Here is a 26010-nt window from a genome sequence, read left to right as displayed (position 1 = left end):
GGGGGCATGCTGCTGCCGCCCTCGAACGTAACCAGGCGCACTTTTCGACTTCAGTAACCTGTAACAGGAAACAAGAATGAACGTCCGCGAACTCCTGCAATCCAAGAAAGATGCAATCGTCACCATCGATGTCGAGGACACCATCGGTGCCGCCGCGCACAAGATGAGCGCGCACAAGATCGCTGCCCTGGTGGTGATGAAAGACGACGCCCCGGTGCGGATCATTTCCGAGAAGGACATCGTGCGCAGCCTGGCCGACGATGGTCCGCAGGCCGGTCGTCGGGTGATCTCCAGCTTGCCGTCGGCGGGCCTGGAAGGCATCGCTCCGGATGCCACGCTGAAGCAGGCGATGGCGCTGATGACCTACTCGCGCCACCGCCATCTGATGGTGACCGAAGGCGCCAGACTGGTCGGGATCCTGAGCCTGGGCGATATCGTCAAGAACCTGCTCAGCGAACTGGAACTGGAAAAGGCGGTGCTGCAGGACATCTACCTGGCCGCGCACTGAGCCGGCGCACGGCCGGTACCGTGGCAACGCGCCGGCCATGCCATTGGCCGGGCGTTGCCTAGAAGCTGACCTTCACCGAATCGGCGCTGTAGGTCGCCGGGCCGTGGTAGACCACTTCGATGTTGTTGCCATCCGGGTCGATCGCGAACGCGGCGTAATAGCCCGGGTGGTAGACGCGCTCGCCGGGTGCGCCGTTGTCCTTGCCACCGTTGGCCAGCGCGGCCTGGTGGAAGGCATCCACGGTGGCGCGGTCGCGGGCCTGGAAGGCCAGGTGGTGGCGGCCGGTGAGCTGGCCCAGCGCCGCTTCGCTGTCGGCGGTGGAAACGAACAGTTCATCGGCCCAGAAATAGTCGTCGCCCTCGCCGGCGATCGGGATGCCGATGGTGTCGAACACTGCCTGGTAGAACCGGCGGCTGGCGGGCAGATCCTTGACCACCAGTTGCAGGTGGTCGATCAGGCGGCCGCGATGCAGTTCCATGGTTTCCATACGCACTCCACAGGTTGGGCAGGTGCGCAGATATACCACCGGAACGAGGCGGCGGCATTGGCGTAGTGTGCACGTTGCTGACCGGGTCCTGGCGTACCGACCAACGGTCTTCAGGCGTACCGACCAACGGTCGGTACCTACCGGTGCCCGCCCGATTGGGCAGGCGGGCACGCGGTGGGATCAGGCGATCGGGGTGTTGGAGATGATTTCCACCCAGTAACCGTCCGGATCCTTGATGAAGGCCAGGTGCTTCATGCGGCCCTCTTCCAGGCGCTTCTGGTAGGGCACCTGCAGGGCGTCGAAACGGGCGCAGGCGGCCTGGATGTCCGGCACCGACACGCAGATATGGCCGAAGCCGCGCGGGTCGCTGTTGCCATCGTGGTACACCGCCCCGTCCCGGGTTTCGGTGCCGTGGTTGTGGGTCAGTTCCAGCACGCCGGGGATGCCGGCCATCCACACCCGGCGGGCGTCGTCGCCCTGCGGAATCTGCGTGTTGGCCGGCAACAGGGCCAGGAAGTACAGGCTGAATTGGGCATCGGCGAAGTCGCGCTGGTCGATCAGGCGGAAGCCGAGCACGCGGGTGTAGAAATCCAGCGAGGCCGCGGCATCCTTCACGCGCAGCATGGTGTGGTTGAACACGAAACCGGCGGTTTCCGCTGGCGGCTGGGCGGCAACGCCCGGCTGGGACTGCAGGGTGGCAAGGGACATGGGGGATCCTGTGGGGCCGTACGCGCACGGCGGATGCACCATCTTATGCCCGGGCCCGTCTGCCGGACACCCGTGGACCGGTCAGGTACGGGCTGTTTACGTGCCGGATGCGACGTAGAATGACGCATTCAATAGAAATCTCTTCGCCATGTCGCAGCGTGACTGGGTGGCCGCCGCCATCCGCAAGATCGAAGCCGATTTCAACCGCTCGGCCGACACCCATCTGATCCCGATGGACCTGCCCGGACACGCCGGCATCGACCTGTACTTCAAGGACGAATCCAGCCACCCCACCGGCAGCCTCAAGCACCGGTTGGCGCGCTCGCTGTTCCTGTACGCGCTGGCCAATGGCTGGCTGCGCGAGGGGCGCCCGGTGATCGAGGCTTCCAGCGGCTCCACGGCGGTGTCCGAGGCCTACTTCGCGCGCCTGCTCGGGCTGCCGTTCATCGCGGTGATGCCGGCCACCACCTCGCCGGAAAAGATCGCCGCGATCGAGTTCCACGGCGGGCGCTGCCATCTGGTCGAGCGCGCCTGCGACCTGAACTGCGACTCGGAGAAGCTGGCCCGGGAAACCGGCGGCCACTTCATGGACCAGTTCACCTACGCCGAGCGGGCCACCGACTGGCGCGCCAACAACAACATCGCCGAGTCGATCTTCAAACAGATGGCCGAAGAGCCGCACCCGGTGCCGGAGTGGATCGTGTGCAGCCCGGGCACCGGCGGCACCGCCGCCACCCTGGGCCGCTATGTCAGCTACCGCCGCCACGACACCCGCATCCTGTGCGCGGACCCGGAAGTGTCGGTGTTCTACGACGGTTACTGCGCGGCATTGGCCGGGCAGCCATGGCGCGAGCTGACCTGCAGTGGTGGTTCGCGGGTGGAAGGCATCGGCCGGCCGCGGGTGGAATCCAGTTTCATCCCGACCAGTGTCGATGCGATGGTCAAGGTGCCCGATGCGCTCAGCCTGGCGGCGATGCGCCACGTCAGCCGCCAGCTCGGGCGCCGGGTCGGCGGTTCAACCGGCACCAACTTCATCGGCGTGCTGCAGGCGGCCGAACGGATGCGCCAGGCCGGCCGCAGCGGCTCGATCGTGACCATCCTGTGCGACAGCGGCGAGCGCTATGCGCACAGCTACTACAACCCGGACTGGTACCGGCAGCAGGGCATCGACACCGAACAGGCCGATGCGCTGATCGCCGCCGCGGTGGCCGGGCAGGGCCTGCCGGCGTTGCCGTGCGTATCGCTCGAAGCGATGTATTGAGGGCAGGCCGGGAGGTAGCCCGCCCATGGGTCGGCGCTACGCGGCGACCGCCTCGTAGGCATCCAGGACGGTATCGCGCAGTACCGGCGGCAGCGCCTCGTAGGCGGCGGCGTGGTCGTCGAACTGCAGCGTCAGGTCGACGCCGACCCGGCGCCCGGCACTGACCGCCAGCACGGTCAGCAGCGTGCACAGCACAAACTCGCGCTCATGGCCGGGTTCGCAGTGCGCTGCGCCACGTTCGATCACCTCGTAGGGGTACCAGAGCTGGTCCTCGTGCAGGCGTCCCTGCTGGGGGCCGACCAGCTGCTGCAGGGCCGCGCGGTGGCGGGGCTGTTCCTCCGCCGGGCCCAGTGCGGCGATCCAGTCCAGTTCGGCGCCGCTGGCGGTACCGATCAACGCGAACGCAGGCAGGGCGTGGGTGAGATCGTCCATGACTGCTCCGGGATACCACCGTGGGGGCTCCAGCCTCGGCCGGCTGCCGTCAGCCGCGCGTGAACATCGCCGGATGTGGCCGGCGCAGGCCTTGTGCCGGGTCCGCTGCAATGCCATATCGTGGGCAATGCCGCGGCCGCGGCCCGTTGTCTGGAGATGCCTGTGACCCCCATCAACCCCCTGCTGGATTTTTCCGGCCTGCCCCGTTTCGACGCGATCCAGCCCGAGCACATCGGCCCGGCGATCGACGCCCTGCTGGCCCAGGCCGAGGCTGCCGTGCGGGCCGCCGAGACGGTCAGCCCGGTCACCTGGGCCAGCTTCGTCGAACCGCTGGATGACGCCACCGAACGGCTGTGGCGCGCCTGGGGCCAGGTGGGCCACCTGCAGGCCGTGGTCAATACCCCGGCCCTGCGCGAGGCCTACAACGCCAACCTGCCCAAGGTGACCCGCTTCGGCAGTGCGCTGGGCCAGAACCTGGCACTGTTCCAGCAGTACCGCGCGCTGGCCGCCGCGCCCGAAGCGGCCCGCTACGACGCGCCCCGGCGCAAGGTGCTGGACAACGCCCTGCGCGATTTCCGGCTGGGCGGGGCCGAACTGGACGCGGCCGGCAAGGCCCGCTTCGGTGCGATCAAGGAAGCGCTGTCAGCGCTGTCGGCGCGGTTTTCGCAGAACGTGCTCGATGCCACCGACGCCTGGTCGTTGCAGGTTGACGATGCTGCCGAACTGGCCGGGCTGCCCGACGATGTGGTCGCCGCCGCACGCGCCGCCGCGGAAAAAGACGGCCTGCCGGGCTGGAAGCTGACCCTGCAGATGCCGTGCTACCTGCCGGTGCAGACCTACGCCGCGCACCGCCCGCTGCGCGAGGCGCTGTACCGCGCCAACGCGCTGCGCGCCTCGGAGTTCGGCGATGCCGCGCTGGACAACAGCGCCAACATCGACCGCGTGCTGGCGTTGCGTGCCGAGCTGGCCGCGCTGTTGGGTTTTGCCGACTACGCCGCCTATTCGATCGCCACCAAGATGGCCGAAGACGCCGCCCAGGTGCAGGGCTTCCTGCGCGATCTGGCCGCCCGCGCCAAGCCGTACGCGCAGCGCGACCGTGCCGAACTGGAGGCGTTCGCGCGTGACCAGCTGGGCCTGGACGCACTGGAAGCCTGGGACCTGGCCTATGCCAGCGAGAAGCTCAAGCAGGCGCGCTACAGCTATTCCGAGCAGGAGGTGAAGCAGTACTTCACCGAGCCGAAGGTGCTGGAAGGCCTGTTCGGCGTGATCGACGCGCTGTACGGGCTGCAGGTGCAGCCGGACGATGCGCCGGTCTGGCATCCGGACGTGCGCTTCTTCCGCCTGGTCGATGCGCAGGGCGCGCTGGTCGGCCAGTTCTACCTGGACCTGTACGCACGCGAAGGCAAGCGTGGCGGGGCGTGGATGGACGATTGCCGCAACCGCCGCGATACCGCCGCCGGCGTGCAGACGCCGCTGGTGTACCTGGTCTGCAACTTCGGCCAGGGCGCTGCCGGCAAGCCGGCCACCTTCAGCCACGATGAGGTCACCACGCTGTTCCATGAAATGGGCCACGGCCTGCACCAGCTGTTGACCGGCATCGGCGAGCTGGGCGTGGCCGGCATCAACGGGGTGGAGTGGGATGCGGTGGAGTTGCCGAGCCAGTTCATGGAGAACTTCTGCTGGGAATGGGAGCGTGTGCAGGCGATGACCGCGCACGTGGACAGCGGCGCGCCGCTGCCGCGCGCGTTGTTCGAGCGCATGCTGGCCGCGCGCAATTTCCAGAGCGGCATGTTCACCGTGCGCCAGCTGGAGTTCGCGTTGTTCGACATGCAGCTGCACAGCGGGTTCGACCCGCAGCAGGACAACGTGCTGGCCCTGCTTGAGCGCGTCCGCGACGAAGTGGCGGTCAATCGGCCGCCGGCCTGGAACCGGTTCCCGCACCAGTTCAGCCATATCTTCGCCGGCGGTTACGCGGCGGGCTACTACAGCTACAAGTGGGCCGAAGTGCTCAGCGCCGATGCCTATGCCGCCTTCGAGGAAGCGCCGGGGCAGGTGGCGCAGACCGGCCGGCGGTTCCGCGAGGAAGTGCTGTCGCGTGGTGGCAGCCGCAGTGCCGCAGAAAACTTCGCCGCCTTCCGTGGGCGTGCACCGAAGGTGGATGCGCTGCTGCGCCATAACGGCATGGCGTAATCCCGCCCGGGTGGTGCCGACGCGTACCGACCAACGGTCGGTACCTACCGTCGTTGGCATCCCCATGTGATTGACCGGTGCGCGAATCGACCAACGGTCGATTCCTACCGCGGTAGGTACCGACCGTTGGTCGGTACGCACACCTAATCGGCGTAGATCATCTTCCGGGTCATGCCGCCATCGGCGATGTGGTCCTGGCCGGTGATGAAGCCGGACAGGTCCGAGAGCAGGAATACCGCCAGCGCGCCGATGTCTTCCGGCTGCCCGACCCGGCCAACCGGATGCTGCGCATGGTCGCGGCGCGAGAGTTTCGGGGTGCGCCGTCGCGCCGGTGCCTGCCAGGCATCGGTGGCGATCCAGCCCGGGCTGATGCTGTTGACCCGCACCTGCGGCCCTTCGCTGAGCGCCAGGGCATGGGTGAAGGCCACCAGGCCGCCCTTGGCGGCGGCATAGGCCTCGCTGTCGGGCTCGGACTGCCAGGCGCGGGTGGAGGCGATATTGACGATCGCACCGGCCTGCTCACGCAGTGCCGGCAGCGCGTGCTTGCTGCACAGGAAGGCGCCGTGCAGGCTGGATAGCCGGCGCTGCCATTCGGCCAGCGTCATCTGCGACAACGGGGTGCCGTGGGCGCTGGCGAGGCCGGCGTTGTTGACCAGCCCGTGGAGGTGGCCGAAGCGTTTCAGCGTGGCCTTGAGCAACGCCTGCACGCTGCGCTCGCTGGCCACGTCGGTGCGCTGGAACGCGGCGCGCTCGGGCAGCGCCCATTCCTGCAGGCAGGCCTTGCCGGCCACGGCGTCCAGGTCGGCGATCATCACGCTGCCGCCGGCGCCCAGCACCGCCTGGGCGATGCCGCGGCCCACGCCCTGCGCGCCACCGGTGACGATCACCACCCGGTCACGCAGCGGCTGGCCGGCCCACTCGGCGATGGCCGGGGTCAGTGGCACCGCGGGGTGTCCTTGCGCCCCAGCAGCCGCGTCCAGCCTTCCACGCCCAGCTTGTCCAGGGTCTCGATGTTGCGCTCGACGATCACGTCCGGGTCCGGGAAGGCGGCCACCGCGCGTTCGACGCTGTCTTCGCGCAGCAGGTGCAGGGTCGGGTAGGGCGCGCGGTTGGTGTAGTTGCTGACATCGTCCGGCGCGGTCCCTTCGAACTGGTACTGCGGGTGGAAGCTGGCCACCTGCAGGATGCCCTGCAGGTCCAGTGCTTCGATCGCCGCATCGGCGTTGTCGAGGAAATCGTTGTAATCCAGGAAATCGGTCAGCACCTGCGGATGCACGATCAAGGTGGTGTCGATCTGCTCGGCCGGGGTATCGCGCAGCAGCACCAGCTCCTCGGCCAGCTCTTCGACCAGGGCCTCGGCGGTGGTGGCATCGCTGAGCACGAAACGCACCTGGTCCTTGACATAGACCGCCTTGGCGAACGGGCACAGGTTCAGCCCGATCACGATCTGCTCCAGCCACTTGCGGGTTTCGGCGATCGGGTCGCTGCCGTCCGGGGCGGCGTCATTGGACAGGGAGGCATCATTCATGGCGGGCGGCATCGCGGGCTGGGCAGGCGATTGTACGGCGCAGGCCGGTTGCAGCGCGTGGTGGCCCTGGCGAGGCCGGCCAGGGGCTGCCAGGGCTTGCCAGGGCGGCGCGCGGTGCCGGCCCCTGTCGCTGCCAGCCGTGCCGGTCAATCGCGGAAATTGTCGAACTGCAGTGGAACCTCGAACGTCTCCTTCCTCAGCAGGGCCATCGCATCCTGCAGGTCATCGCGCTTCTTGCCGGTCACCCGCAGCTTGTCGCCGTTGATCTGGCTGTCGACCTTGAGCTTGGCTTCCTTGATTTTCGCGGCGATCTTCTTGGCGACCTTCTGTTCGATGCCCTGCTTGACGGTGATCTTCTGCCGCGCGCCGGCCAGGTTGGTTTCGATGTCGCCAAATTCCAGGCACGCCGCGTCGATCTTCCGCGCGGTCAGGCGCTGGCGCAGGATGTCGGTCATCTGCTGCAGCTGGAAGTCGCTGGGGGCCGACTGGCTGATCACGCTGTCTTCCAGCACGAACTTGGCGTCCACGCCCTTGAAGTCGAAGCGGGTGGACAGCTCGCGGTTGGCCTGGTCGACCGCGTTGGTCAGTTCGTGGGTATCGACTTCGGAAACGACGTCAAAAGAGGGCATGGGCGGAACTCCAACGGGTGAATGCCGACATTCTAACCAACCCTGCATGGACGGCCGGGTCAGGACGGCGATAATGGGGCATGAATCTGCAACGCTCCCCCTCCCGCGCCGTGGCCTGGATGCTGATGGCCGTGGCCTGTTTCTCGCTGATGGACGCGGGCATGAAGCAGCTCTCGGCCAGCTATCCCACCCTGCAGGTGACCTTCCTGCGCGGCGCGGCGTCGCTGCCGTTCGTGCTGGTCTGGGTGCTGGCCACCGCCGGGCCGCGCTCGCTGGTGCCCAAGCGTTGGGGCCTGCACCTGCTGCGCGGCGTGCTTGGCATGGCGATGATCGGCTGCTTCGTCTACGCGCTGCGCAGCCTGCCGCTGTCCACCGCCTACACCATCTATTTCGTGGCCCCGCTGCTGATCGCGGCGCTGTCGGTGCCGTTGCTGGGCGAGCATGTCGGCCCGCGCCGCTGGATCGCCATCGGCATCGGCCTGGTCGGGGTGATGGTGGTACTGCGCCCGGGCGTGGGCGGCTTCATCTCGGTCCCGGGGCTGATGGTGCTGCTGGCGGCCACCGCCTACGCAGTGGCCGCGATCACGGTCAGCATGCTGACCCGCACCGACACCCCGCAATCGATGGTGGTCTGGTTCCTGGTGATCATGGTGATCATGGCGGTCGGCGCCGGCCTGTTGGCCATTCCCGACTGGCAGCCGCTGCAGCCGGGCCACGCGGCGCTGATCGCCGGCATGGGCCTGGCCGGGGCCGGCGGGCAGGTGGCCCTGACCCGCGCCTTCCAGCTCGGCGAGGCCTCGCTGATCGCGCCGCTGGAGTACACCGGGCTGGTCTGGGTGATTGGCTGGGATCTGTTGTTCTGGGGGGTATTGCCCGACCAGGTGACCTGGCTGGGGGCGGCGATCATCGTCGCTTCCGGTCTGTATCTGCTGCACCGCGAGCGGGTCCGCCAGGTCCAGCCGCCGGCGCCGCTGGACCATCCCTGAGCCCGGGCGGTCCGCCGGCCGGCCCGGATCACATGTTCTTAGAACCAAACGGAATATGATTCCACGCAGCCGCACGGGCCAGGGCCGTCCCGCGCTGGTAGGCTGCACGCCCCCTCCCGTCGATGCCCCGGTTGACCGCGAAGTGATCGAGTTCCAGCGCCTGCACAAATCCTATGCCGTCGGCGGCCGCGCGATCGCCGCGCTGCAGCCGTTGGACCTGACCATCGAGGCCGGCGAGGTATTCGGCATCATCGGCCATTCCGGCGCAGGCAAATCGACCCTGATCCGCCTGATCAACCGGCTCGAAGAGCCCACCGGCGGGCGCCTGCTGATCAACGGCGAGGACGTCACCGCGCTGGATGCGGCCGGCCTGCGGGTGCTGCGCCGGAAGATCGGCATGATCTTCCAGCACTTCAACCTGCTGTCCTCGCGCACGGTGGCGGCCAATGTCGCCTTCCCGCTGGAGCTGGCCGGCACGCCGCGCGCGCAGGTCGATGCGCGGGTGGACGAACTGCTGCATACGGTCGGGCTGGAGGCGCATGCGTCCAAGTACCCGGCGCAGTTGTCCGGTGGCCAGAAGCAGCGCGTCGGCATCGCCCGCGCCCTGGCCACGCGCCCGCAGATCCTGCTGTGCGACGAAGCCACCAGCGCGCTGGACCCGCAGACCACCGCCTCGGTGCTCCAGCTGCTGGGCAGGATCAACCGCGAGCTGGGCCTGACCGTGGTGTTGATCACTCACGAAATGGATGTGATCCGCCGGGTCTGCGATCGCGTGGCGGTGCTCGACGCCGGCCATCTGGTCGAGACCGGCCCGGTCACCGAAGTGTTCCTGCATCCGCGGCACCCGACCACGCGGCGCTTTGTCAGCGAGTCCGAACAGGTCGACGAGGGCGAGCTGCACAAGGACTTCGACGCGGTGGCCGGGCGCATCGTGCGCCTGACCTTCCTCGGCGCCGATACCTACGAACCGCTGCTGGGACGCATCGCGCGCGAAACCGGGGTGGACTACAACATCCTGTCCGGCCGCATCGACCGGATCAAGGACACCCCCTATGGCCAGCTGACCGTGTCGCTGGTCGGTGGCGACGTGCAGGCCGCGCAGGCCGGTTTCGTCGCCGCCGGCGTCCACCTCCAGGAGCTGCGCCGATGATGCTGGCCACCGCAGGCGGCTTCTTCCGCCATCTGGACGCAGGCAAATGGGCCGATATCGGCCAGGCCACCGTCGACACCCTGCTGATGCTCGGCGGCTCGCTGCCGTTGACCCTGGCCATCGGCCTGCCGCTGGGCGTGCTGCTGTTCCTGACCGGTTCGCCGCAGCTGCACCGCAAGCCGGTGCTGTATGGCGCACTGGCGCTGCTGGTCAACCTGTTGCGTTCGGTGCCCTTCATCATCCTGATGATCGTGCTGATCCCGCTCACGTTGTGGATGATGGGCACCTCGCTGGGCGTGCGCGGGGCGATCGTACCGCTGGTGATCGGCGCCGCACCGTTCTACGCCCGGCTGGTGGAAACTGCGTTGCGCGAAGTGGACCGCGGCGTGATCGAGGCGACCCAGGCGATGGGTGCCACCACCTGGCAGTTGGTCACCCGCGTGCTGTTGCCCGAGGCGCGCCCGGGCCTGATCGCCGGCGCCACGGTCACCGTGATCGCCCTGATCGGCTTCACCGCCATGGGCGGTGCGATCGGTTCGGGCGGGCTGGGCGACCTGGCCTTCCGCGACGGCTACCAGCGTTCGCATACCGACGTGGCGCTGGTCACCGTGGTGCTGCTGCTGGTGCTGGTGCAGCTGCTGCAGATGCTGGGCGACCGGCTGGTGGCGCACTACAGCCGCAAATGACCGTGCCACCGTACCGACCGCTGGTCGGTACGGTGGCACGGTAATCGCATGTGAAGCACGGCGTTGGTGGTCGGCCAGCTTCGACCGCTCCTATCGTGCGCGACGAATCGATTGAGGAGCCTGTCGGGCCGCGCTGCATTGCGTGACCGGCGTCTGTGCTATATTCCGTTTAGCGTAATACGCTGCACGGAATGATCCAGTCCTTCCGCTGCCGCCATACGTCCGCCGTGTTCGCCGGCCGCTGCCCCAGGCAGTTCCGCGGCATCCAACGGTTGGCAGAGCGAAAGCTGCAGCTGCTGGATGCCGCGCAGACTCTGGCATTCCTGCGCAGTCCGCCGGGCAACCGCCTTGAGGCGCTGAGCGGTGACCGGCGAGGGCAGTACAGCATCCGCATCAACGCCCAATGGCGGCTGTGTTTTGTCTGGACCGATGCAGGCCCGCGTGAGGTTGAGATCGTTGATTACCACTGAGGCATTCCCATGAGCCGCCCCACCAACAAACTCAGGGCCATTCATCCTGGCGAGATCCTGCGCGAGGAATTCCTGCTGCCGTTGGCGCTGAGCATCAACGCGCTGGCGCGGGCACTGGACGTGCCGGCCACACGGTTGCACGCGATCGTGCATGAAACCCGCGGCATCACCGCCGACACCGCCGCGCGCCTGGCACGCCATTTTGGCGGCGACCCGGCGTCGTGGCTGGCCCTGCAGGCGCAGTACGACCTCAAGACGCTGCCGACCCGGCAGGAAATAGAAAGCAACGTACGCCCGCGTCAGGCTGCCTGATCGCTGCGCGCCCGTCAGCGGCTGGCGAGCTGACGCCCGAGGCCGGCACTGCCCCCGCCCGGATCAGCGGACGTTCGGAACCTCGTAGCCCAGCCGGTCGACCTGCTCGGGGTGCTGCGGGACGCGCTTGAGCTTGTCGGTATTGACCCCGTAGTCGTCGCGCAGGCGGGTGGCCAGTTCCTTGTACAGGTCCTTGTCCATGTCCGGCTTGCGCGCGAAGATCCAGGCCATTTCGCGGCCCGGGTAGCCCAGCATCGCCCAGGAATAGTCCGGCGCCACTTCCAGTACGCGGGTGTGGGTCGGCACGATCTTGTAGAACCAGGTGCGCCAGTTGTGGTTGCCGCTGTCGGCATCGACCGAGGCGCGCACGGTGAGCTGCTGCAGCGGTTCGGAGAACCCGTTGCGGTAGCGGTAGTTGATGGACACCTTCTGGTCGCCGCGCAGGCTGAACTCGTTGACGCTGGCGACATGGCCGCGTTCGATTGGGTTGGGAACCCGGCCGATCACATACCAGGTGCCCATGAAGCGTTGCAGGTCGATCGGCGCGCCGCCCACCTGCGTGGCCACCGGCGCCGGTGTCGGCTTGGCCTCGTGGCGGAACGCACAGGCGGACAGCAGCGACAACGTCGACAGCAGCAGGACAGCGCGAAGCGGGCGGTTCACAGACATGCGGCGGAAGGCTCCAGTGGCTTGCAGGGGCATGGTGGGTGGGACGGCGGAGAACGTCAATGGCGGCGTGCAGATGGGCCGCCATGCGGCCTCCGGGGCGGCGGCCGGGACAGGTCGCAGCCTGTGAGATGCCGGGGCGGCAAGCTGGCCCATCACTTTCGCACGGAGTCGTGTCATGCCCTTGTCGTCTTCGCGTCATACCCGGTCTTCACAGCGCGCCGTCACCGCACCGGACCCGCGGGTGCTGCGCGCGGTCCGCCAGCTCGCCCTGGCCGGGCTGGCGCTGGTACTGGTGTGGCCGGCCGCGCGCGGCAGCAGCCAGTGGTTGGGGTGGGGGCCGTTGTGGCTGGTCGGCATGCCGTGGCTGGCGTGGTGGAGCCTGTACCGCTTCCGCCTGCCGCCGGGGTTGCTGCAGCGCGCGGCGCGATCGCGGCGCGGCCCGCAGGCACGGCGCCGCCGCCGCGCCCAGCCGCGCGCGTTGCGCCCTGACCTTCGACACGGGAGCGCGGGGCAGCCTGTGTGATAGCGTCCGGGGCTTATGATCGCCTGGAGCTGCAATGTCCTCTCTTGCTTCGGCCTGCCTGGTGGCAGGCCTGATTTCCGCCTCGGCAGCGGGTACCGCCATGGCCGCTGAAACGCCTGCCGATCCCTACGCCTGGCTGGAAGACGTCACCGGCGAGAAGTCGCTGGACTGGGTCAGGCAGCAGAATGCAAAGTCCGAAGGACGCCTGGCGCAGAGCCCGGCGTTCCAGAAGCTGGAAGCCAGCCTGCGCGAAGTGCTCGATTCGGACGCCAAGATTCCCGGCGTGCAGAAGATCGGCGACTACTACTACAACTTCTGGAAGGACAAGCAGCACGAGCGCGGCCTGTGGCGGCGCACCACGCTGGCCGAGTACCGCAAGGCGTCGCCGACCTGGGAAACCGTGCTGGACCTGGATGCCTTGAACAAGGCCGAAGGCGAGAACTGGGTATGGCATGGCGCCGACTGCCTGCGCCCGGACTATTCGCGCTGCCTGGTGGCGCTGTCGCGCGGTGGTGCCGATGCCGACGTCACCCGCGAATTCGACCTGGCCAGCAAGACCTGGATCAAGGACGGCTTCTTCCGCCCCGAGTCCAAGGGCGGGCTGAACTGGATCGATCGCGACACGGTGTTTGTCTACACCGATTTCGGCAACGGTTCGATGACCACCTCCGGCTACCCGCGGGTGGCCAAGCTGTGGCGGCGCGGTACGCCGATGGCCTCGGCCATCGTGGTCTACGAAGGCAAGCCCGATGACATGTACATCGCGGCGATGCACGACGACACCCCCGGCTACGAGCGCAACCTGGTCAGCCGCACCCTGGCGTTCTACAACAACGAGCTGTACCTGCGCGGCGACGACGGCAGCCTGACCAGGATCGATGCGCCGAACTCGGCCGAGAAGGGCCTGCACAAGCAGTGGCTGACCCTGGAGCTGCGCGATGCGTGGACCGTGGGCGGCAAGACCTACGCGGCCGGTTCGCTGCTGGTGACCACGCTGGACGATTACCTGGCCGGCAAGCGCGACTTCCAGGTGCTGTTCACGCCGACCGCGACCACCTCGCTGGCCGGCAGCACCTGGACCAAGAACCACCTGGTGCTCAACGTGCTCGATGACGTCAAGAGCCGGCTCAGCGTGCTGACCCCGGGCGAGGGCGGCTGGAAGAAAAGCGACTTCACCGGGGCGCCGTCGTTCGGTACCGTGGCGGTGGGCGCGGTCGATGCCGATGACAGCGATGCGCTGTGGATGACCGTCACCGACTACCTGACTCCGACCACGCTGGCGATCGCCGAGATCGGCAAGCAGCCCGAAGTGCTCAAGACCATGCCGGCGTTCTTCGATGCCAGCGGCAAGGTGATCGAGCAGCACTTCGCCACCAGCAAGGACGGTACCCGCGTGCCGTACTTCGTGGTGCGCGCCAAGGAGGTGAAGCTGGATGGCTCCAACCCGACCCTGCTGTACGGCTACGGTGGCTTCGAGATCTCACTGACCCCGTCGTACTCGGGCGGCATGGGCCGTGCGTGGCTGGAGCAGGGCGGCGTGTACGTGGTGGCCAACATCCGCGGCGGTGGCGAGTATGGCCCGCGCTGGCACCAGGCTGCGCTGAAGCAGAACCGGCACAAGGCGTATGAGGACATGGCCGCGGTCGCCCGCGACCTGGTCAGCCGCAAGATCACTTCGGCCAGGCACCTGGGCGTGCAGGGTGGCAGCAACGGCGGCCTGCTCACCGGCAACATGCTCACCCAATACCCGGAACTGTTCGGGGCGGTGGTGGTGCAGGTGCCGCTGCTGGACATGAAGCGGTACAGCCATCTGCTGGCCGGTGCGTCGTGGATGGCCGAATACGGCAACCCCGACACGGCGGACTGGGACTTCATCAAGACCTTCTCGCCGTACCACCTGTTCGATCCGGGCAAGACCTATCCGCCGGTGCTGTTCACCACGTCCACCCGCGATGACCGCGTGCATCCGGGCCACGCCCGCAAGATGGCGGCCAAGATGATCGCGGCCGGCAAGGACGTGACCTACTACGAAAACATTGAAGGCGGTCACGGTGGCGCGGCCAACAACGCGCAGGCCGCCCACATGCAGGCGCTGGCTTACAGCTTCCTGTGGGAGCAGTTGCGGTAAAGTCGGGCGGTGCCCGGCTGCGGGAACGGCCTGTCGGCCCGGTAGCAGCAGGAAACCCCGAAGCCCGCTTCGGGTCCGCCTCCGGGTGGTGGGGCATCTGGTTGGCCGCACCCCAGTTTGAACGCCGCGCAGCGATGCGCGGCGTTTTTTTTGGTTCTTCGCCGATGTGCGGGGCTACAGCCGGTCAAATGCCGTGGCATTGCGGGGGCATTCCACCGGTAGTGCCGGCCGCTGGCCGGATGGGGTTGCTGTTTCCGCTTCGCGGATAACTTCAAAAGCGTTTCGTGCCCCTGCGGGGCGCGAGTCACTTTCTTGCTCGTGCAAGAAAGTAACCAAAGAACACGCCCCCGTCCGCGATCCGTCGGGCTGCGCCCGCCGGTTCCCTGCGCTTCTCGCGTCATCGGGGGACGGCGCGGAACTCGCTGCGCTCAGACACCCGCGCCTCTTCGCCCCCGATGCCGCTGCGATGCTCGGCTCGCTCCAAGGGGGAGGTAGATCAAGATCACGGGCAACAGCAACAGCAACAGCAACAGCAACAGCAACAGCAATCCGACCGCGGTCTGACGTTGCTCCAGGTCCTGGCAACCCCAGCACAGGTAGGTCCGACCCATGGTCGGACACGCATCGTCTCGGCATCGCGCTGTCCGAGCGTGGCTCGGACCTACGCTTTTACATGCGTGCCAGCCATATGTGGAGGGTTGGCGTGGGTGGGTTGGCGGGACTGTCGAAAACATGGATGTTTTCGCCAAGCCCCCAAGGAGGGGTTTACGGCGTGTCCCGCCAACCCACCCGCGCCAGCCCAATCAGCACATACGTGGGTCACTGCCTTTGATATGAGGCTGCAGTTCGCAGCTGGCTTCCTGTAAATCGGCGAAGAAAGTCTTTTCCCGCCCCCAAGCAAGTCCGACCAATGGTCGGACGGTGCTGTCAGCGCACCCACGTCTCCAACCCGCGCCGGATCCGCGCCACGGCTTCTTCCAGCCGCGGCACCTCCTGGGTGTAGGCCAGCCGCACATGCGCGTTCGCACGGTGGTGCCCGAAGTCCAGGCCGGGAGTGAAGGCCACGTGCTGGGTTTCCAGGAAATGCGCGCAGAACGCCTGCGCATCATCGGTGAACGCGCTGACGTCGCAGTACAGGTAGAACGCGCCCTCCGGCTCCACCTCGATGCGGAAACCCAGCGCGCGCAGCGCCGGCAGCAGGTAGTCGCGGCGCTGCCGGAAGGCCGCGCGGCGCTGCTCGAAAATGGCGATCGTGTCCGGCTCGAAACAGGCCAGGGCGGCATGCTGGGCGATGCTCGACGCGCTGATGTACAGGTTCTGCGCCAGCTTTTCCAAGTCCGCTACCGCCTGCTTCGGCGCCACCAGCCAGCCCAGCCGCCAACCGGTCATGCCGTAGTACTTGGAGAAGCTGTTCAGCACGAACGCTTCGTCGTCCACCTGCAGCACGCTGGCCGCATCCATGCCGTAAGTCAGGCCGTGGTAGATTTCATCGACCACCAGGTGGCCGCCACGCGCCTTCAGCGCCTGCGACAGCGCCGCCAGCTGCGCGGCCGACAGCACCGTGCCGGTGGGGTTGGCCGGCGAGGCCACCAGTGCGCCGACGCTGGCCGCGTTCCAATGCTGCCCGACCAATTCGGGGGTGAGCTGGTAGGCGGTCTGCGGGCCTACCGGCACCAGCTGCGCGGCGCCCTCGACCAGGCGCAGGAAGTGCCGGTTGCAGGGGTAGCCCGGGTCGGCCAGCAGCCAGTGCTTGTCCGGGTCGACCAGCAGGCTGCTGGCCAGCAGCAGTGCGCCCGAGCCGCCGGGGGTGACCAGGATGCGCTCGGGGTCGACCTGTACCTGGTAGCGGTCCTGGTAGAACCCGGCGATCGCCTGGCGCAGGGCGGGCAGGCCGCGCGCGGCCGTGTAGCGGGTATGGCCGGCGGCCAGCGCGGCCTGGCCGGCCTGCACGATCGGCGCGGCGGTGGTGAAGTCCGGCTCGCCGATCTCCAGATGGATCACGTCGTGGCCGGCCTGCTCCAGCGCCTGCGCGCGGGCCAGCAGGGCCATCACGTGGAAGGGTTCGATGTCCTGGCTGCGGCGGCTGTAGCCGGCCGTGGGGGTAGGGATGCTCATGCCGGTGATTCTAGGCGGCATCGGCAAGGAGGACGCTTTTCATCGATTGTTCGCGCTCCGGGCGCGTGGCGAGGCGTTCATCATTGTTATCGTAGCGGCACGGTGCGGCGCTGCTTGCCGCGTCCCCGGCCCGTCCAGACCGGGCCGGATCCGCGCGCCATTGCATTCCCCCGCCCAGAGCCCTATTTCATGAAACCCGCCCTTTGCCTACTGGTTGCCAGCCTGATGATCTCCACCGCGCATGCCGCCCCCGTGCCGACCCCGCCCGACGCCGAGAAGCATCCGCACACGGTCAAGGCTCCGTTCGGGGCGACCCGCAACGATGATTACTACTGGATGCGCGATGACAAGCGCGAAGACAGCAGGGTGCTGGCCTACCTGAATGCGGAAAATGCCTATACCGACCAGTTGCTGGCCCCGCTCAAGCCGCTGGAAGACACCCTGTACAAGGAGATCGTCGCGCGGATCAAGCAGGACGATGCCAGCGTGCCGGCCCGCGATCGCGGCTACTGGTACTACACCCGCTTCGAGACCGGCAAGGACTACCCGATCCAGGCGCGCCGCAAGGGCAGCATGGAGGCACCCGAAGAGATCCTGCTGGACATCAACGTGATGGCCCAGGGCAAGAGCTACTTCGATGTCGGCGATGCCGACGTCAGCCAGGACAACCATTTGCTGGCCTGGGCCGAGGACGATGTCGGCCGCCGCCAGTACGTGATCCGCTTCAAGGACCTGCGCACCGGGCAGGTGCTGGAGGACCGCATCGAGAACGTTGCGGCCAACGTGGTCTGGGCCGATGACAACCGCACCCTGTTCTATGTCGAGAACGATCCGGAGACCCTGCTCACCGTGCGGGTCAAGAAGCATGTGCTGGGCACCCCGGCCAGCAGCGATGTGCTGGTCTACGAAGAGAAGGACGACAGCTTCTACATGGGCGTGGGCCGTACCCGCGACGATCGGTTCCTCACCATCGAACTGCACAGCACGGTCAGCTCGGAAACCCGCTATGCACCGGCCGCCGATCCGCAGGCATTCACCGTGCTGGCCCCGCGCGCGCGCGATGTGGAGTACGACGCCGATCACTTCGACGGCCGCTGGGTGATCCGCACCAACGATGCCGGCGCGAAGAACTTCAAGGTCGTCACCGCGCCCACCGACGCCACCTCGCGCAAGCAGTGGACCGACTGGGTGGCGCACGACGAGGCGGTGCTGGTCGAAGGCTTCGAACTGTTCGACGGTTTCACCGCCATCGCCGAACGCTCCAACGGCCTGGAGCGGATCCGCCTGCTGTACCCGGACGGCCGCCAGGACTACGTCAAGGCCGATGAGCCGGCCTATTCGATGGGCCTGGCCGCCAACCCCGAGCCGGACAGCCCGTGGCTGCGCTACGCCTACAACTCGATGACCACCCCGACCACCACCTACGAGCTGAACACCGTCACCGGCGAGCGCCGCCAGCTCAAGCAGCAGCCGGTGCTGGGCTACGACCGGTCGCAGTACACCACCGAGCGGGTCTGGGTGACCGCGCGCGACGGGGCCAAGGTGCCGGTCTCGCTGGTCTACCGCAACGGCTTCAAGAAGGACGGCAGCGCCGCGCTGTACCAGTACGCCTACGGCAGCTACGGCATGTCGATGGACCCCGGCTTCAACCAGACCGTGGTCAGCCTGCTCGACCGCGGCGTGGTCTACGCCATCGCGCATATCCGCGGCGGCGAGGAAATGGGCCGCGCCTGGTACGAGGACGGCAAGCTGCTGAACAAGCAGAACACCTTCAACGACTTCGTCGATGTCACCCGCGAACTGGTGCGCCTGGGGTATGCGTCCAAGGACCGCGTGGCCGCCTCCGGGGGCAGCGCCGGCGGCCTGCTGATGGGCGCGGTGGCCAACCAGGCCCCGCAGGATTACCGGGTGATGGTGGCGCAGGTGCCGTTCGTCGACGTGGTCACCACCATGCTCGATGCCAGCATCCCGCTGACCACCAACGAGTACGACGAGTGGGGCAACCCCGAACAGCGCCAGTACTACGACTACATGCTCAAGTATTCGCCATACGACAACGTGCGCCGGCAGGCCTACCCGGCGCTGTTCATCGGCACCGGCCTGTGGGATTCGCAGGTGCAGTACTGGGAACCGGCCAAGTGGGTGGCCAAGCTGCGCGATGACAACACCGGCACCCATCCGATCGTGTTCCGCACGAACATGGAAGCCGGCCACGGCGGCAAGTCCGGGCGCTTCCAGCGGTATCACGAGCTGGCCGAGGCCTATGCCTTCGTGCTCGACCAGCTGGGCGTGACGCCGGCGGCGCGCTGACCGTGCCTGCGCCGGGCATGGGGCCATCGCGGTCTCTGCCCGGCCTCGCTATGCTGCCTGCATGACCGTGCCCGAACGCCCCGCCCCTGCCGACCCCGCCGCGCCACGGCCGGCGGTGCGGTTGCGCTGGGCGTGGTGGCTGCTGGCCTATGCCAGCCTGGGCACCGGCATCGTCGGTATCTTCGTGCCGGGCCTGCCCACCACCGTGTTCATCCTGATTTCGGCCTGGGCCGCCTCGCGCGGTTCGGAGCGGCTGCACAACCAGCTGCTGCAGCACCCGCGTTTCGGCCCGGCCATCCGCAACTGGCAGGCCCATGGCGCGGTCAGCCGGTACGCCAAGTGGATGGCCACCCTGACCATGGCCGTCTGCGCCGGCATCATGCTGTGGTGCGTGCCGATCGCCTGGGTCAAATGGCTGTCGATCGGCTGCATGGCTGCAGTGGCCCTCTGGCTGTGGAGCCGCCCGCTGCCGCCGACCGGGCCGTAGTGCCGGCCGCTGGCCGGCAACCACGCACATCCTGAGGGCGTCCCGGGTTGCCGGCCAGCGGCCGGCACTACCGACCAGCCGCGCATGAACCCACCTTCGTGGGGAGCCGGCCAGCGGCCGGCACTACCGGGGAGGGCACAGTTATACTCGGGGCATGAGCATCCTCCATCGCAACCGAATTCTGATTCCGTTGGCAGCGGCCTCGCTGCTTCTCCTTGCCGCCTGCGGCAACAAGGGCCCGCTGGTGCTGCCGCAGAAGCCGGTGCCGGTCGAAGAGGTGGCCGAGCCGGCCGCCGATGCCGTTCCCGCCGATGCCGACGCCACCGAGGCGCCGCCAGTGGTGCCCGATCCGGCCCAGGCACCGCTGAAATCCGAAGACGGGAATGAATAAGGCCGCTTCCCCGGCGCTGCGTTTCAGCAAAATGCACGGCGCCGGCAACGACTTCGTGGTACTGGACCTGCGTGACGGTACGGCCCAGCCCACGCCGGCCCTGGCCGCGCGCCTGGCCGACCGCCATACCGGCGTTGGCTGCGACCAGATCCTCACCATCGAGCCGCCGCGTGCCGACGGTTCGGTGGCGTCCTACCGGATCTGGAACGCCGATGGCTCCCAGTCCGAACAATGTGGCAACGGTGCGCGTTGCGTGGCTGCCTGGCTGGTCCGCGATGGTGCGGCCAGCGGCGACCATTTCAGCATCGACAGCCCGCTGGCCACCCATGCCATCGAGCGCCTGGCCGACGATCAGTACGCCGTGGCGATGGGCGTGCCGCGCTTCGAGCCGCAGCATGTGCCGCTGCTCGGCTTTGCGCGGGCACGCGATGAATACCTGTTGCCGTTGCAGGGCGACACGGTGCGCTTTGGCGCGGTATCGATGGGCAACCCGCATGCGGTGATCGAAGTGGGCCTGATCGACGCCGCACCGGTCGAGCGCCTGGGTACCTTGTTGCAGCAGCACGCCACCTTCCCGCAGTCGGTCAATGTCGGCTTCGTGCAGGTCATCGACCCGCAGCATGCGCGCCTGCGCGTGTTCGAACGCGGCGTCGGCGAAACCCTGGCCTGCGGCAGCGGTGCCTGCGCCGCGGCGGTGGTGATGATGCAACGCGGCCGCCTGCGGCGCGACGCCACGCTGTCGCTGCCGGGCGGCGAACTGCGCCTGCGCTGGCCGGCCGACGATGCCCAGGTGGTGATGTCCGGGCCGGCTGCCTTCGTCTTTGAAGGGGAGTGGAATGCATGAACGAAACCGTCGAGAAAATCGGTGCGCATGAAGTCGCCGCCTGGCTGCGTCGGCACCCGGGGTTCCTCAAGCAGTTTCCGGACCTGGCGCTGACCCTGGTGGTGCCGCGCGATGACGGCCCGACCGCATCGCTGGCCAGCTACCAGCTGGAAGTGCTGCGCGACAAGAACCGCGAGCTGTCGCGGCGGCTGGCCGACCTGGCCGCCAATGCGCAGGTCAACGAACGCCTGGCGGTGCGCACCCACCAGCTGACCCTGGCGCTGATGAAGCAGGATTCGGCCGCCGACACCCTGCGGGCGATGGCCGCCTCGCTGGAAGAAGACTTCGCCGGCGACCTGGTGCGGCTGGTGGTGCTGCAACCGGTGGCCGGGCTGGAGCAGGCGCCCTGGCTGCAGCAGATCGATGCCGGCAGCCCGTTGCTGGCCGCGTTCGGCGACTGCCTGCAGGACGGCGAGCCGATCTGCGGCCGCCTGCAGGCGGAGAAAAACACGGTGCTGTATGGCGATCGCGTCGATGAGGTGCAGTCCAGTGCATTGCTGCCGCTGCCGGGCGTGGGCCTGATCGCGGTCGGCAGCCATGACGGCAACCGCTTCTACCCGGGCATGGGCACGCTGTTCCTGCGCATGATGGGCGAAGCCCTGGTCGTGGCGCTGAAGCGTTTCCCGCGGGCCTGAGCCGGCACGGCGATGAATGCGGTCCAGCAGTTCCTGGCCTACCTGCAGGTGGAGCGGCGGATGTCGGTGCACACCCTGGATGCGTACCGGCGCGATCTGGACGCGCTGGACGCCTGGTCGCAGGGGCAGGGCACGGACATCGTCGCGCTGGCCGGCGAGCAGCTGCGCCAGTTCATCGCCGCCGAACACCGCCGCGGGCTGTCGCCTACGTCGCTGCAACGGCGCCTGTCGGCCTGCCGCAGTTTCTATGCCTGGCTGCTCAAGCACCACCGCATCGAGGCCAGCCCGGCGGCCGGGCTGAAGGCGCCCAAGGCGCCGCGCAAGCTGCCGCAGGTGCTCGACGCCGATGAGGCGGTGCGCCTGGTCGAACTGCCCACCGATGTGCCGCTGGGCCTGCGCGACCGCGCGCTGCTGGAGCTGTTCTATTCCTCCGGGCTGCGCCTGAGTGAACTGTGCGCGCTGATCTGGCGCGATCTGGATTTCGCCACCGGCCTGGTCAACGTACTGGGCAAGGGCAACCGCCAGCGCCGCGTGCCGTTCGGCTCGCACGCGCGCACCGCGCTGCAGGGCTGGCGCAGCGAAAGCGGCGGCGGCGAGGCGCAGCCGGTGTTCCCGGGGCGCAAGGGCGGGCCGATCACCCAGCGCGCCATCCAGATCCGGATCCGCCAGCTGGCCCAGCGCCAGGGCCTGTTCAAGCACGTGCACCCGCACATGCTGCGGCACAGCTTTGCCAGCCATATCCTGGAATCGTCCGGCGACCTGCGCGGCGTGCAGGAGCTGCTCGGGCATGCCGATATCGCCACCACCCAGATCTACACCCACCTGGATTTCCAGCACCTGGCCAAGGTCTACGACGCCGCGCACCCGCGTGCCAAGCGGCGTACCGGCGGCAACGAAAGCTGAATCGATCCGCTGCGGCAACGGGCCGCAGGGGCCGGTGGCTTGAAGCCCCGGGCAACGACCCCACGTAAGTCTCTGTCACCCCGGAGGCTCCATGGACCCCAGTCAGAACCCCAACGTATTTCACGCCACCACCATTATTTCGGTGCGCCGCAACGGGCATGTCGCCGTCGCCGGCGATGGTCAGGTCACGCTCGGCCACACGGTGATGAAGGGCAACGCCCGCAAGGTGCGCCGGCTGGGTCGCGAGGGCCAGGTGCTGGCTGGTTTCGCCGGCGCCGCCGCCGATGCCTTCACCCTGTTCGAGCTGTTCGAGGCCAAGCTGGAAAAGCATGGCCAGCTGCAACGCGCGGCGGTGGAACTGGCCAAGGATTGGCGCACCGAGCGCCGCCTGGGCAAGCTCGAAGCGCTGCTTGCCGTGGCCGACAAGGACACTTCGCTGATCATCAGCGGCACCGGCGATGTGATCGAGCCCGAAGACGGCATCATCGCGATCGGCTCCGGCGGTTCTTACGCCTTGTCGGCCGCGCGTGCGCTGATGGCGCATACCGAACTGGACGCCCGTACGATCGCCACCGAATCGATCAACATCGCTGGCGACATCTGCATCTACACCAATCGCAACGTGGTGGTTGAGGAGCTGTAACGGGTACCGTCATCGCATTCGCGCTGCCGCCCCACGCTTTGCTGCGCAAACCGCGGGTCCCTTCTCACCAGCACCCACACCCCGCCGCTTCGCGGCCGCCCCCTGACTCAGGGGGCTTTGCACCCGATATATTCTGCACCCGATATATGGCGTAGTGCCGGCCGCTGGCCGGCAACTGCAACAAACCAAATTCACTCGTGAGCACACCCATGCCGCACAAGATTGAAGTTTCTTCCGCCACCATGACCCCGCGCGAAATCGTGCAGGAGCTGGACCGCCACATCGTCGGCCAGCACGACGCCAAGCGCGCGGTGGCCATCGCGCTGCGCAACCGCTGGCGGCGCATGCAGTTGCCGGTGGAGCTGCGCAATGAAGTGATGCCCAAGAACATCCTGATGATCGGCCCGACCGGCGTGGGCAAGACCGAGATCGCCCGCCGCCTGGCCACGCTGGCCAATGCGCCGTTCGTCAAGGTCGAAGCCACCCGTTTCACCGAGGTCGGCTATGTGGGCAAGGACGTGGAGCAGATCATCCGCGACCTGGCCGACACAGCGGTCAAGCTGTACCGCGAACAGGCCAAGGTACGGGTGCGCACCCAGGCCGAGGAGCGTGCCGAAGACCGCATCCTGGACGCGCTGTTGCCGCGCCGCAGCGTGGGCATCGGTTTCGATGCCGAGGCGGCGCGCAACGAGCCGTCGGCGCAGGACAATGAAACCCGGATCAAGTTCCGCCGCATGCTGCGCAACGGCGAGCTGGACGAGCGCGAGATCGAACTGGAAGTGTCGGCCAATGTCAGCATGGACATCATGACCCCGCCGGGCATGGAGGAAATGGGCCAGCAGCTGCGCCAGATGTTCTCCAGCATGGGCGGGGCCAAGGCGCAGAAGCGCACGCTGTCGATCAAGGCGGCGCGCCCGCTGCTGGTCGAGGAAGAAGCCGGCAAGCTGGTCAACGAGGACGATATCCGCAGCGCGGCGATCGAGGCCTGCGAGCAGCACGGCATCGTCTTCATCGATGAGATCGACAAGGTGGCCAAGCGCGGTGAAGCGGGTTCATCGGGCGGCGATGTGTCGCGCGAGGGCGTGCAGCGCGACCTGCTGCCGCTGGTGGAAGGCTCCAATGTGTCGACCAAGTACGGCACGATCAAGACCGACCATATCCTGTTCATCGCCTCCGGCGCGTTCCACCTGGCCAAGCCCAGCGACCTGATTCCCGAACTGCAGGGCCGTTTCCCGATCCGGGTGGAGCTGGGCGCGCTGAGCAAGAACGATTTCGTGCGCATCCTGACCGAGCCGAAGGCGGCACTGACCAAGCAGTACGAAGCGCTGCTGCAGACCGAGGGCGTGATGATGAAGTTCACCGACGATGCGGTGGATCGCCTCGCGGAGATTGCGTTCCAGGTCAACGAGCGCCAGGAGAACATCGGCGCGCGGCGCCTGCATACGGTGCTGGAGCGCCTGCTCGATACGCTCAGCTACGAAGCCCCGGACCGCGATGGCGAGACCATCAGCGTCGACCAGGCATACGTGGATGCGCACTTGGGCGAACTGGTGAAGGACCCGGACCTGAGCCGCTACATCCTGTAACGCATCACAACAGTCGGGTGGTAGGAAAGCGGCGGCGCGAAAGCGTCGCCGCTTTTTTTTTGCTGGCGCTTTGGACGCGGTGGTTCAAAGGCGTTACGTGTGACGTATGCGCCGGTTGGGTCGGGGGCGCGGGAACACGCGGGACACGCCGTGAATCCATCCCTGGAGGCTCGTGAGCGCCATTCATGGCGCCCAACGGTCCCGCGTGCTCCCACGCCCCCGACCTGGACACACTTCTGTCGCGCACAGAGAGAGCAACGGCCCAACGCGCCTTCAGGCCAAGGAGGTGCTGCAAATTCGTCGCCTTGAACAAGAGGGACGATTCCGCAGTAAGTACAGGGATGTCCAAGCAATTCGCGCGCGCGTTGGCTGTTGCGTATCCCATGGCCACCAGCCCACTGTCGAGGGTGGGGCGGTGTGGGTTCGCGGGACCGTTGGGCGCCATGGATGGCGCTCACGAGCCTACACGGACGTACTTGCGGCGTGTCCCGCGAACCCACACCGCCCCGCCCAGCCACGAGCAGGCGGAATCTGCCTTGGATCTGGCTTTGGCCTTACGCCTTAAGCCTCGTCCTCGGTAGGCAACGCGGTCGGCGGCGCTCCCGGGGTGAACACCCCCGGCTTCACGAACGCGCTGAGGATCGCGTCCAGCGTCTGCGCGCCGTCGCGTTTGATCTCGAACAACTCCGGCTCCAGCATCGCGCTGTACAGCACCCCGGTCAGGCTGGTGCTGACGATGCGCGCCACCGTGTCCACGTCCACCCCCTCGCGCAGCTGGCCCAGTTCGCGCGCGCGCTGGAAGGCGGCGGCGAAAATGCCCAGTTCCTCGCGCGAGGCTTCCAGCTGCAATTCCTGCATCGCCTGGCTTTCCACCGAGAGGTCGTTGCGCAGCATGATCTCCATCAGTTTGCGCAGGCGCTCGTCGTCGGCCAGCTCCTGGAAGGACACCAGCAACGCCGAGCGCAGGTCCAGCACCGGGGTGGAGCGCTTGGACGAAGTGGTGCGCCGTAGCCGTTCGATGAACGGCACGCGCTCGCGGTCGATCATCGCCGTCAGCACTTCGGTCTTGTTCTTGAAGTGCCAGTACACCGCGCCGCGGGTATAGCCGGCCCGGGCGCCGATCATCGCCAGGCTGGTGCCGGCCACCCCGAACTCATGGAAGCAGGCCTGGGCCGCGTCCAGGATGCCCGCACGGGTGGCCTGGGCTTCTTCTTTGGTCTTTCTGGCCATGCGCTGTGCAATTGCTGGATGAAACCGGCCTGAATTGTACCGCTTTACAAACAAACATGCATGTATGTATATTTCCGTCCCACTGATCCCCGGTGAGGGCCGCGCGTACCTGCGCTACGCCCATACCCCATGGATCTGCAGCTATTCAACGACCTGTTGG

General features: G+C 67.5%; 27 protein-coding genes. 18 read left to right on the top strand and 9 right to left on the bottom strand.

Annotated features, from left to right (window positions below; translation table 11 throughout):
* Positions 1 to 76 precede the first annotated feature (76 nt).
* Entirely contained in the window at positions 77 to 508 is a 432-nt protein-coding gene (locus tag AC3ITM_RS16360) for a CBS domain-containing protein (RefSeq protein WP_228885314.1), read from the top strand.
* Positions 509 to 566: 58 nt separating this feature from the next.
* Here AC3ITM_RS16360 and AC3ITM_RS16355 read toward each other — a convergent pair whose 3' ends face one another.
* Both AC3ITM_RS16355 and gloA read right to left on the bottom strand, forming a co-directional pair.
* A complete protein-coding gene (locus AC3ITM_RS16355) occupies positions 567 to 995 on the bottom strand; it encodes a VOC family protein (protein ID WP_489266524.1) in 429 nt (142 codons plus the stop codon).
* Positions 996 to 1175: 180 nt separating this feature from the next.
* Positions 1176 to 1703: a lactoylglutathione lyase gene (gloA, locus tag AC3ITM_RS16350; RefSeq protein WP_228885316.1), complete on the bottom strand. Its 528-nt coding sequence runs from the start codon at positions 1701 to 1703 to the stop codon at positions 1176 to 1178.
* Positions 1704 to 1851: 148 nt separating this feature from the next.
* Here gloA and AC3ITM_RS16345 point away from each other — a divergent pair, with 148 nt between their 5' ends.
* Positions 1852 to 2964: a PLP-dependent cysteine synthase family protein gene (locus AC3ITM_RS16345; RefSeq protein ID WP_228885317.1), complete on the top strand. Its 1113-nt coding sequence runs from the start codon at positions 1852 to 1854 to the stop codon at positions 2962 to 2964.
* A gap of 36 nt (positions 2965 to 3000) precedes the next feature.
* Here AC3ITM_RS16345 and AC3ITM_RS16340 read toward each other — a convergent pair whose 3' ends face one another.
* Complete coding sequence (locus AC3ITM_RS16340; protein WP_489266523.1) at positions 3001 to 3396, bottom strand: hypothetical protein; 396 nt, start codon at positions 3394 to 3396, stop codon at positions 3001 to 3003.
* 156 nt (positions 3397 to 3552) lie between these two features.
* Between AC3ITM_RS16340 and AC3ITM_RS16335 the strand changes: the two genes are divergently transcribed.
* Positions 3553 to 5586 (top strand): M3 family metallopeptidase, encoded by a 2034-nt coding sequence (locus AC3ITM_RS16335; protein ID WP_489266521.1) that lies wholly within the window; start codon positions 3553 to 3555, stop codon positions 5584 to 5586.
* Positions 5587 to 5729: 143 nt separating this feature from the next.
* Here the strand turns inward: AC3ITM_RS16335 and AC3ITM_RS16330 are convergent, their stop codons facing one another.
* From AC3ITM_RS16330 to AC3ITM_RS16320, 3 genes are all read right to left on the bottom strand, one after another.
* Entirely contained in the window at positions 5730 to 6530 is an 801-nt protein-coding gene (locus AC3ITM_RS16330) for an SDR family oxidoreductase (protein ID WP_489266519.1), read from the bottom strand.
* Positions 6521 to 7114 (bottom strand): DUF1415 domain-containing protein, encoded by a 594-nt coding sequence (locus AC3ITM_RS16325; RefSeq protein ID WP_489266517.1) that lies wholly within the window; start codon positions 7112 to 7114, stop codon positions 6521 to 6523. The genes AC3ITM_RS16330 and AC3ITM_RS16325 overlap by 10 nt, the downstream gene beginning before the upstream one ends.
* A 146-nt stretch (positions 7115 to 7260) precedes the next feature.
* Complete coding sequence (locus tag AC3ITM_RS16320; protein WP_489266515.1) at positions 7261 to 7743, bottom strand: YajQ family cyclic di-GMP-binding protein; 483 nt, start codon at positions 7741 to 7743, stop codon at positions 7261 to 7263.
* An 80-nt stretch (positions 7744 to 7823) separates the two neighbouring features.
* Between AC3ITM_RS16320 and AC3ITM_RS16315 the strand changes: the two genes are divergently transcribed.
* From AC3ITM_RS16315 to AC3ITM_RS16295, 5 genes are all read left to right on the top strand, one after another.
* On the top strand, positions 7824 to 8729 hold the full coding sequence (locus AC3ITM_RS16315; RefSeq protein WP_489266514.1) for a DMT family transporter: 906 nt from the start codon (positions 7824 to 7826) through the stop codon (positions 8727 to 8729).
* Positions 8730 to 8871: 142 nt separating this feature from the next.
* Positions 8872 to 9879: a methionine ABC transporter ATP-binding protein gene (locus AC3ITM_RS16310; protein WP_489270125.1), complete on the top strand. Its 1008-nt coding sequence runs from the start codon at positions 8872 to 8874 to the stop codon at positions 9877 to 9879.
* Entirely contained in the window at positions 9876 to 10565 is a 690-nt protein-coding gene (locus AC3ITM_RS16305; protein ID WP_489266512.1) for a methionine ABC transporter permease, read from the top strand. The genes AC3ITM_RS16310 and AC3ITM_RS16305 overlap by 4 nt, the downstream gene beginning before the upstream one ends.
* 191 nt (positions 10566 to 10756) lie before the next feature.
* A complete protein-coding gene (locus AC3ITM_RS16300) occupies positions 10757 to 11035 on the top strand; it encodes a type II toxin-antitoxin system RelE/ParE family toxin (RefSeq protein WP_489266510.1) in 279 nt (92 codons plus the stop codon).
* Between the two features lie 9 nt (positions 11036 to 11044).
* A complete protein-coding gene (locus tag AC3ITM_RS16295) occupies positions 11045 to 11347 on the top strand; it encodes a HigA family addiction module antitoxin (protein ID WP_228885326.1) in 303 nt (100 codons plus the stop codon).
* Positions 11348 to 11410: 63 nt separating this feature from the next.
* Here the strand turns inward: AC3ITM_RS16295 and AC3ITM_RS16290 are convergent, their stop codons facing one another.
* The gene (locus tag AC3ITM_RS16290) at positions 11411 to 12016 is read right to left on the bottom strand and encodes a lipocalin family protein (RefSeq protein ID WP_489266508.1); all 606 of its coding nucleotides are present in this window, start codon (positions 12014 to 12016) and stop codon (positions 11411 to 11413) included.
* Positions 12017 to 12191: 175 nt separating this feature from the next.
* Here AC3ITM_RS16290 and AC3ITM_RS16285 point away from each other — a divergent pair, with 175 nt between their 5' ends.
* Together AC3ITM_RS16285 and AC3ITM_RS16280 are read left to right on the top strand one after the other, a co-directional pair.
* Positions 12192 to 12539, top strand: a complete 348-nt coding sequence (locus AC3ITM_RS16285) for a hypothetical protein (RefSeq protein ID WP_489266506.1) — start codon at positions 12192 to 12194, stop codon at positions 12537 to 12539.
* Positions 12540 to 12573: 34 nt separating this feature from the next.
* Positions 12574 to 14667: a prolyl oligopeptidase family serine peptidase gene (locus AC3ITM_RS16280; protein WP_489266505.1), complete on the top strand. Its 2094-nt coding sequence runs from the start codon at positions 12574 to 12576 to the stop codon at positions 14665 to 14667.
* Between the two features lie 927 nt (positions 14668 to 15594).
* Here the strand turns inward: AC3ITM_RS16280 and AC3ITM_RS16275 are convergent.
* Positions 15595 to 16782 (bottom strand): pyridoxal phosphate-dependent aminotransferase, encoded by a 1188-nt coding sequence (locus tag AC3ITM_RS16275; RefSeq protein ID WP_228885330.1) that lies wholly within the window; start codon positions 16780 to 16782, stop codon positions 15595 to 15597.
* A 189-nt stretch (positions 16783 to 16971) separates the two neighbouring features.
* On the opposite strand from AC3ITM_RS16275, the gene AC3ITM_RS16270 reads away from it, so the two are divergent.
* The 8 genes from AC3ITM_RS16270 to hslU all read left to right on the top strand — a co-directional run bounded on the left by AC3ITM_RS16270 (position 16972) and on the right by hslU (position 24620).
* Positions 16972 to 19092: a S9 family peptidase gene (locus tag AC3ITM_RS16270; protein ID WP_489266504.1), complete on the top strand. Its 2121-nt coding sequence runs from the start codon at positions 16972 to 16974 to the stop codon at positions 19090 to 19092.
* A 61-nt stretch (positions 19093 to 19153) separates the two neighbouring features.
* The gene (locus AC3ITM_RS16265) at positions 19154 to 19579 is read left to right on the top strand and encodes a YbaN family protein (protein ID WP_489266503.1); all 426 of its coding nucleotides are present in this window, start codon (positions 19154 to 19156) and stop codon (positions 19577 to 19579) included.
* A 154-nt stretch (positions 19580 to 19733) separates the two neighbouring features.
* Complete coding sequence (lptM, locus tag AC3ITM_RS16260; RefSeq protein WP_489266501.1) at positions 19734 to 19970, top strand: LPS translocon maturation chaperone LptM; 237 nt, start codon at positions 19734 to 19736, stop codon at positions 19968 to 19970.
* Entirely contained in the window at positions 19963 to 20814 is an 852-nt protein-coding gene (dapF, locus tag AC3ITM_RS16255) for a diaminopimelate epimerase (protein ID WP_489266500.1), read from the top strand. Before lptM ends, dapF begins: the two co-directional genes overlap by 8 nt.
* Entirely contained in the window at positions 20811 to 21488 is a 678-nt protein-coding gene (locus tag AC3ITM_RS16250) for a DUF484 family protein (protein WP_489266499.1), read from the top strand. Before dapF ends, AC3ITM_RS16250 begins: the two co-directional genes overlap by 4 nt.
* A 12-nt stretch (positions 21489 to 21500) precedes the next feature.
* Positions 21501 to 22391 (top strand): tyrosine recombinase XerC, encoded by an 891-nt coding sequence (gene xerC, locus AC3ITM_RS16245; RefSeq protein WP_489266497.1) that lies wholly within the window; start codon positions 21501 to 21503, stop codon positions 22389 to 22391.
* A 91-nt stretch (positions 22392 to 22482) separates the two neighbouring features.
* A complete protein-coding gene (gene hslV, locus AC3ITM_RS16240; protein ID WP_019183676.1) occupies positions 22483 to 23034 on the top strand; it encodes an ATP-dependent protease subunit HslV in 552 nt (183 codons plus the stop codon).
* A gap of 209 nt (positions 23035 to 23243) precedes the next feature.
* A complete protein-coding gene (gene hslU, locus AC3ITM_RS16235) occupies positions 23244 to 24620 on the top strand; it encodes an ATP-dependent protease ATPase subunit HslU (protein ID WP_489266495.1) in 1377 nt (458 codons plus the stop codon).
* Positions 24621 to 25181: 561 nt separating this feature from the next.
* Here hslU and AC3ITM_RS16230 read toward each other — a convergent pair.
* Complete coding sequence (locus tag AC3ITM_RS16230; RefSeq protein ID WP_489266493.1) at positions 25182 to 25850, bottom strand: TetR family transcriptional regulator; 669 nt, start codon at positions 25848 to 25850, stop codon at positions 25182 to 25184.
* Positions 25851 to 26010: the final 160 nt, after the last annotated feature.

It is taken from the genome of Stenotrophomonas sp. KH_029, from assembly GCF_057839765.1.
Note: the sequence above shows the minus strand (reverse complement) of the source record. Positions and strands in the feature narration are given on the sequence as shown.

What these genes read in the sequence shown, in the direction of transcription:
- AC3ITM_RS16325 (WP_489266517.1), bottom strand. Translation starts at nt 7,114, where the DNA reads ATGAATGATGCCTCCCTGTCCAATGACGCCGCCCCGGACGGCAGCGAC.
- hslV (WP_019183676.1), top strand. Translation starts at nt 22,483, where the DNA reads ATGGACCCCAGTCAGAACCCCAACGTATTTCACGCCACCACCATTATT.
- AC3ITM_RS16295 (WP_228885326.1), top strand. Translation starts at nt 11,045, where the DNA reads ATGAGCCGCCCCACCAACAAACTCAGGGCCATTCATCCTGGCGAGATC.
- AC3ITM_RS16345 (WP_228885317.1), top strand. Translation starts at nt 1,852, where the DNA reads ATGTCGCAGCGTGACTGGGTGGCCGCCGCCATCCGCAAGATCGAAGCC.
- AC3ITM_RS16300 (WP_489266510.1), top strand. Translation starts at nt 10,757, where the DNA reads ATGATCCAGTCCTTCCGCTGCCGCCATACGTCCGCCGTGTTCGCCGGC.
- AC3ITM_RS16320 (WP_489266515.1), bottom strand. Translation starts at nt 7,743, where the DNA reads ATGCCCTCTTTTGACGTCGTTTCCGAAGTCGATACCCACGAACTGACC.
- AC3ITM_RS16340 (WP_489266523.1), bottom strand. Translation starts at nt 3,396, where the DNA reads ATGGACGATCTCACCCACGCCCTGCCTGCGTTCGCGTTGATCGGTACC.
- AC3ITM_RS16265 (WP_489266503.1), top strand. Translation starts at nt 19,154, where the DNA reads ATGACCGTGCCCGAACGCCCCGCCCCTGCCGACCCCGCCGCGCCACGG.
- hslU (WP_489266495.1), top strand. Translation starts at nt 23,244, where the DNA reads ATGCCGCACAAGATTGAAGTTTCTTCCGCCACCATGACCCCGCGCGAA.
- AC3ITM_RS16230 (WP_489266493.1), bottom strand. Translation starts at nt 25,850, where the DNA reads ATGGCCAGAAAGACCAAAGAAGAAGCCCAGGCCACCCGTGCGGGCATC.
- AC3ITM_RS16280 (WP_489266505.1), top strand. Translation starts at nt 12,574, where the DNA reads ATGTCCTCTCTTGCTTCGGCCTGCCTGGTGGCAGGCCTGATTTCCGCC.
- AC3ITM_RS16275 (WP_228885330.1), bottom strand. Translation starts at nt 16,782, where the DNA reads ATGAGCATCCCTACCCCCACGGCCGGCTACAGCCGCCGCAGCCAGGAC.
- dapF (WP_489266500.1), top strand. Translation starts at nt 19,963, where the DNA reads ATGAATAAGGCCGCTTCCCCGGCGCTGCGTTTCAGCAAAATGCACGGC.
- AC3ITM_RS16250 (WP_489266499.1), top strand. Translation starts at nt 20,811, where the DNA reads ATGAACGAAACCGTCGAGAAAATCGGTGCGCATGAAGTCGCCGCCTGG.
- AC3ITM_RS16270 (WP_489266504.1), top strand. Translation starts at nt 16,972, where the DNA reads ATGAAACCCGCCCTTTGCCTACTGGTTGCCAGCCTGATGATCTCCACC.
- AC3ITM_RS16315 (WP_489266514.1), top strand. Translation starts at nt 7,824, where the DNA reads ATGAATCTGCAACGCTCCCCCTCCCGCGCCGTGGCCTGGATGCTGATG.
- gloA (WP_228885316.1), bottom strand. Translation starts at nt 1,703, where the DNA reads ATGTCCCTTGCCACCCTGCAGTCCCAGCCGGGCGTTGCCGCCCAGCCG.
- AC3ITM_RS16290 (WP_489266508.1), bottom strand. Translation starts at nt 12,016, where the DNA reads ATGTCTGTGAACCGCCCGCTTCGCGCTGTCCTGCTGCTGTCGACGTTG.
- AC3ITM_RS16335 (WP_489266521.1), top strand. Translation starts at nt 3,553, where the DNA reads ATGCCTGTGACCCCCATCAACCCCCTGCTGGATTTTTCCGGCCTGCCC.
- AC3ITM_RS16360 (WP_228885314.1), top strand. Translation starts at nt 77, where the DNA reads ATGAACGTCCGCGAACTCCTGCAATCCAAGAAAGATGCAATCGTCACC.
- AC3ITM_RS16305 (WP_489266512.1), top strand. Translation starts at nt 9,876, where the DNA reads ATGATGCTGGCCACCGCAGGCGGCTTCTTCCGCCATCTGGACGCAGGC.
- AC3ITM_RS16355 (WP_489266524.1), bottom strand. Translation starts at nt 995, where the DNA reads ATGGAAACCATGGAACTGCATCGCGGCCGCCTGATCGACCACCTGCAA.
- AC3ITM_RS16285 (WP_489266506.1), top strand. Translation starts at nt 12,192, where the DNA reads ATGCCCTTGTCGTCTTCGCGTCATACCCGGTCTTCACAGCGCGCCGTC.
- lptM (WP_489266501.1), top strand. Translation starts at nt 19,734, where the DNA reads ATGAGCATCCTCCATCGCAACCGAATTCTGATTCCGTTGGCAGCGGCC.
- xerC (WP_489266497.1), top strand. Translation starts at nt 21,501, where the DNA reads ATGAATGCGGTCCAGCAGTTCCTGGCCTACCTGCAGGTGGAGCGGCGG.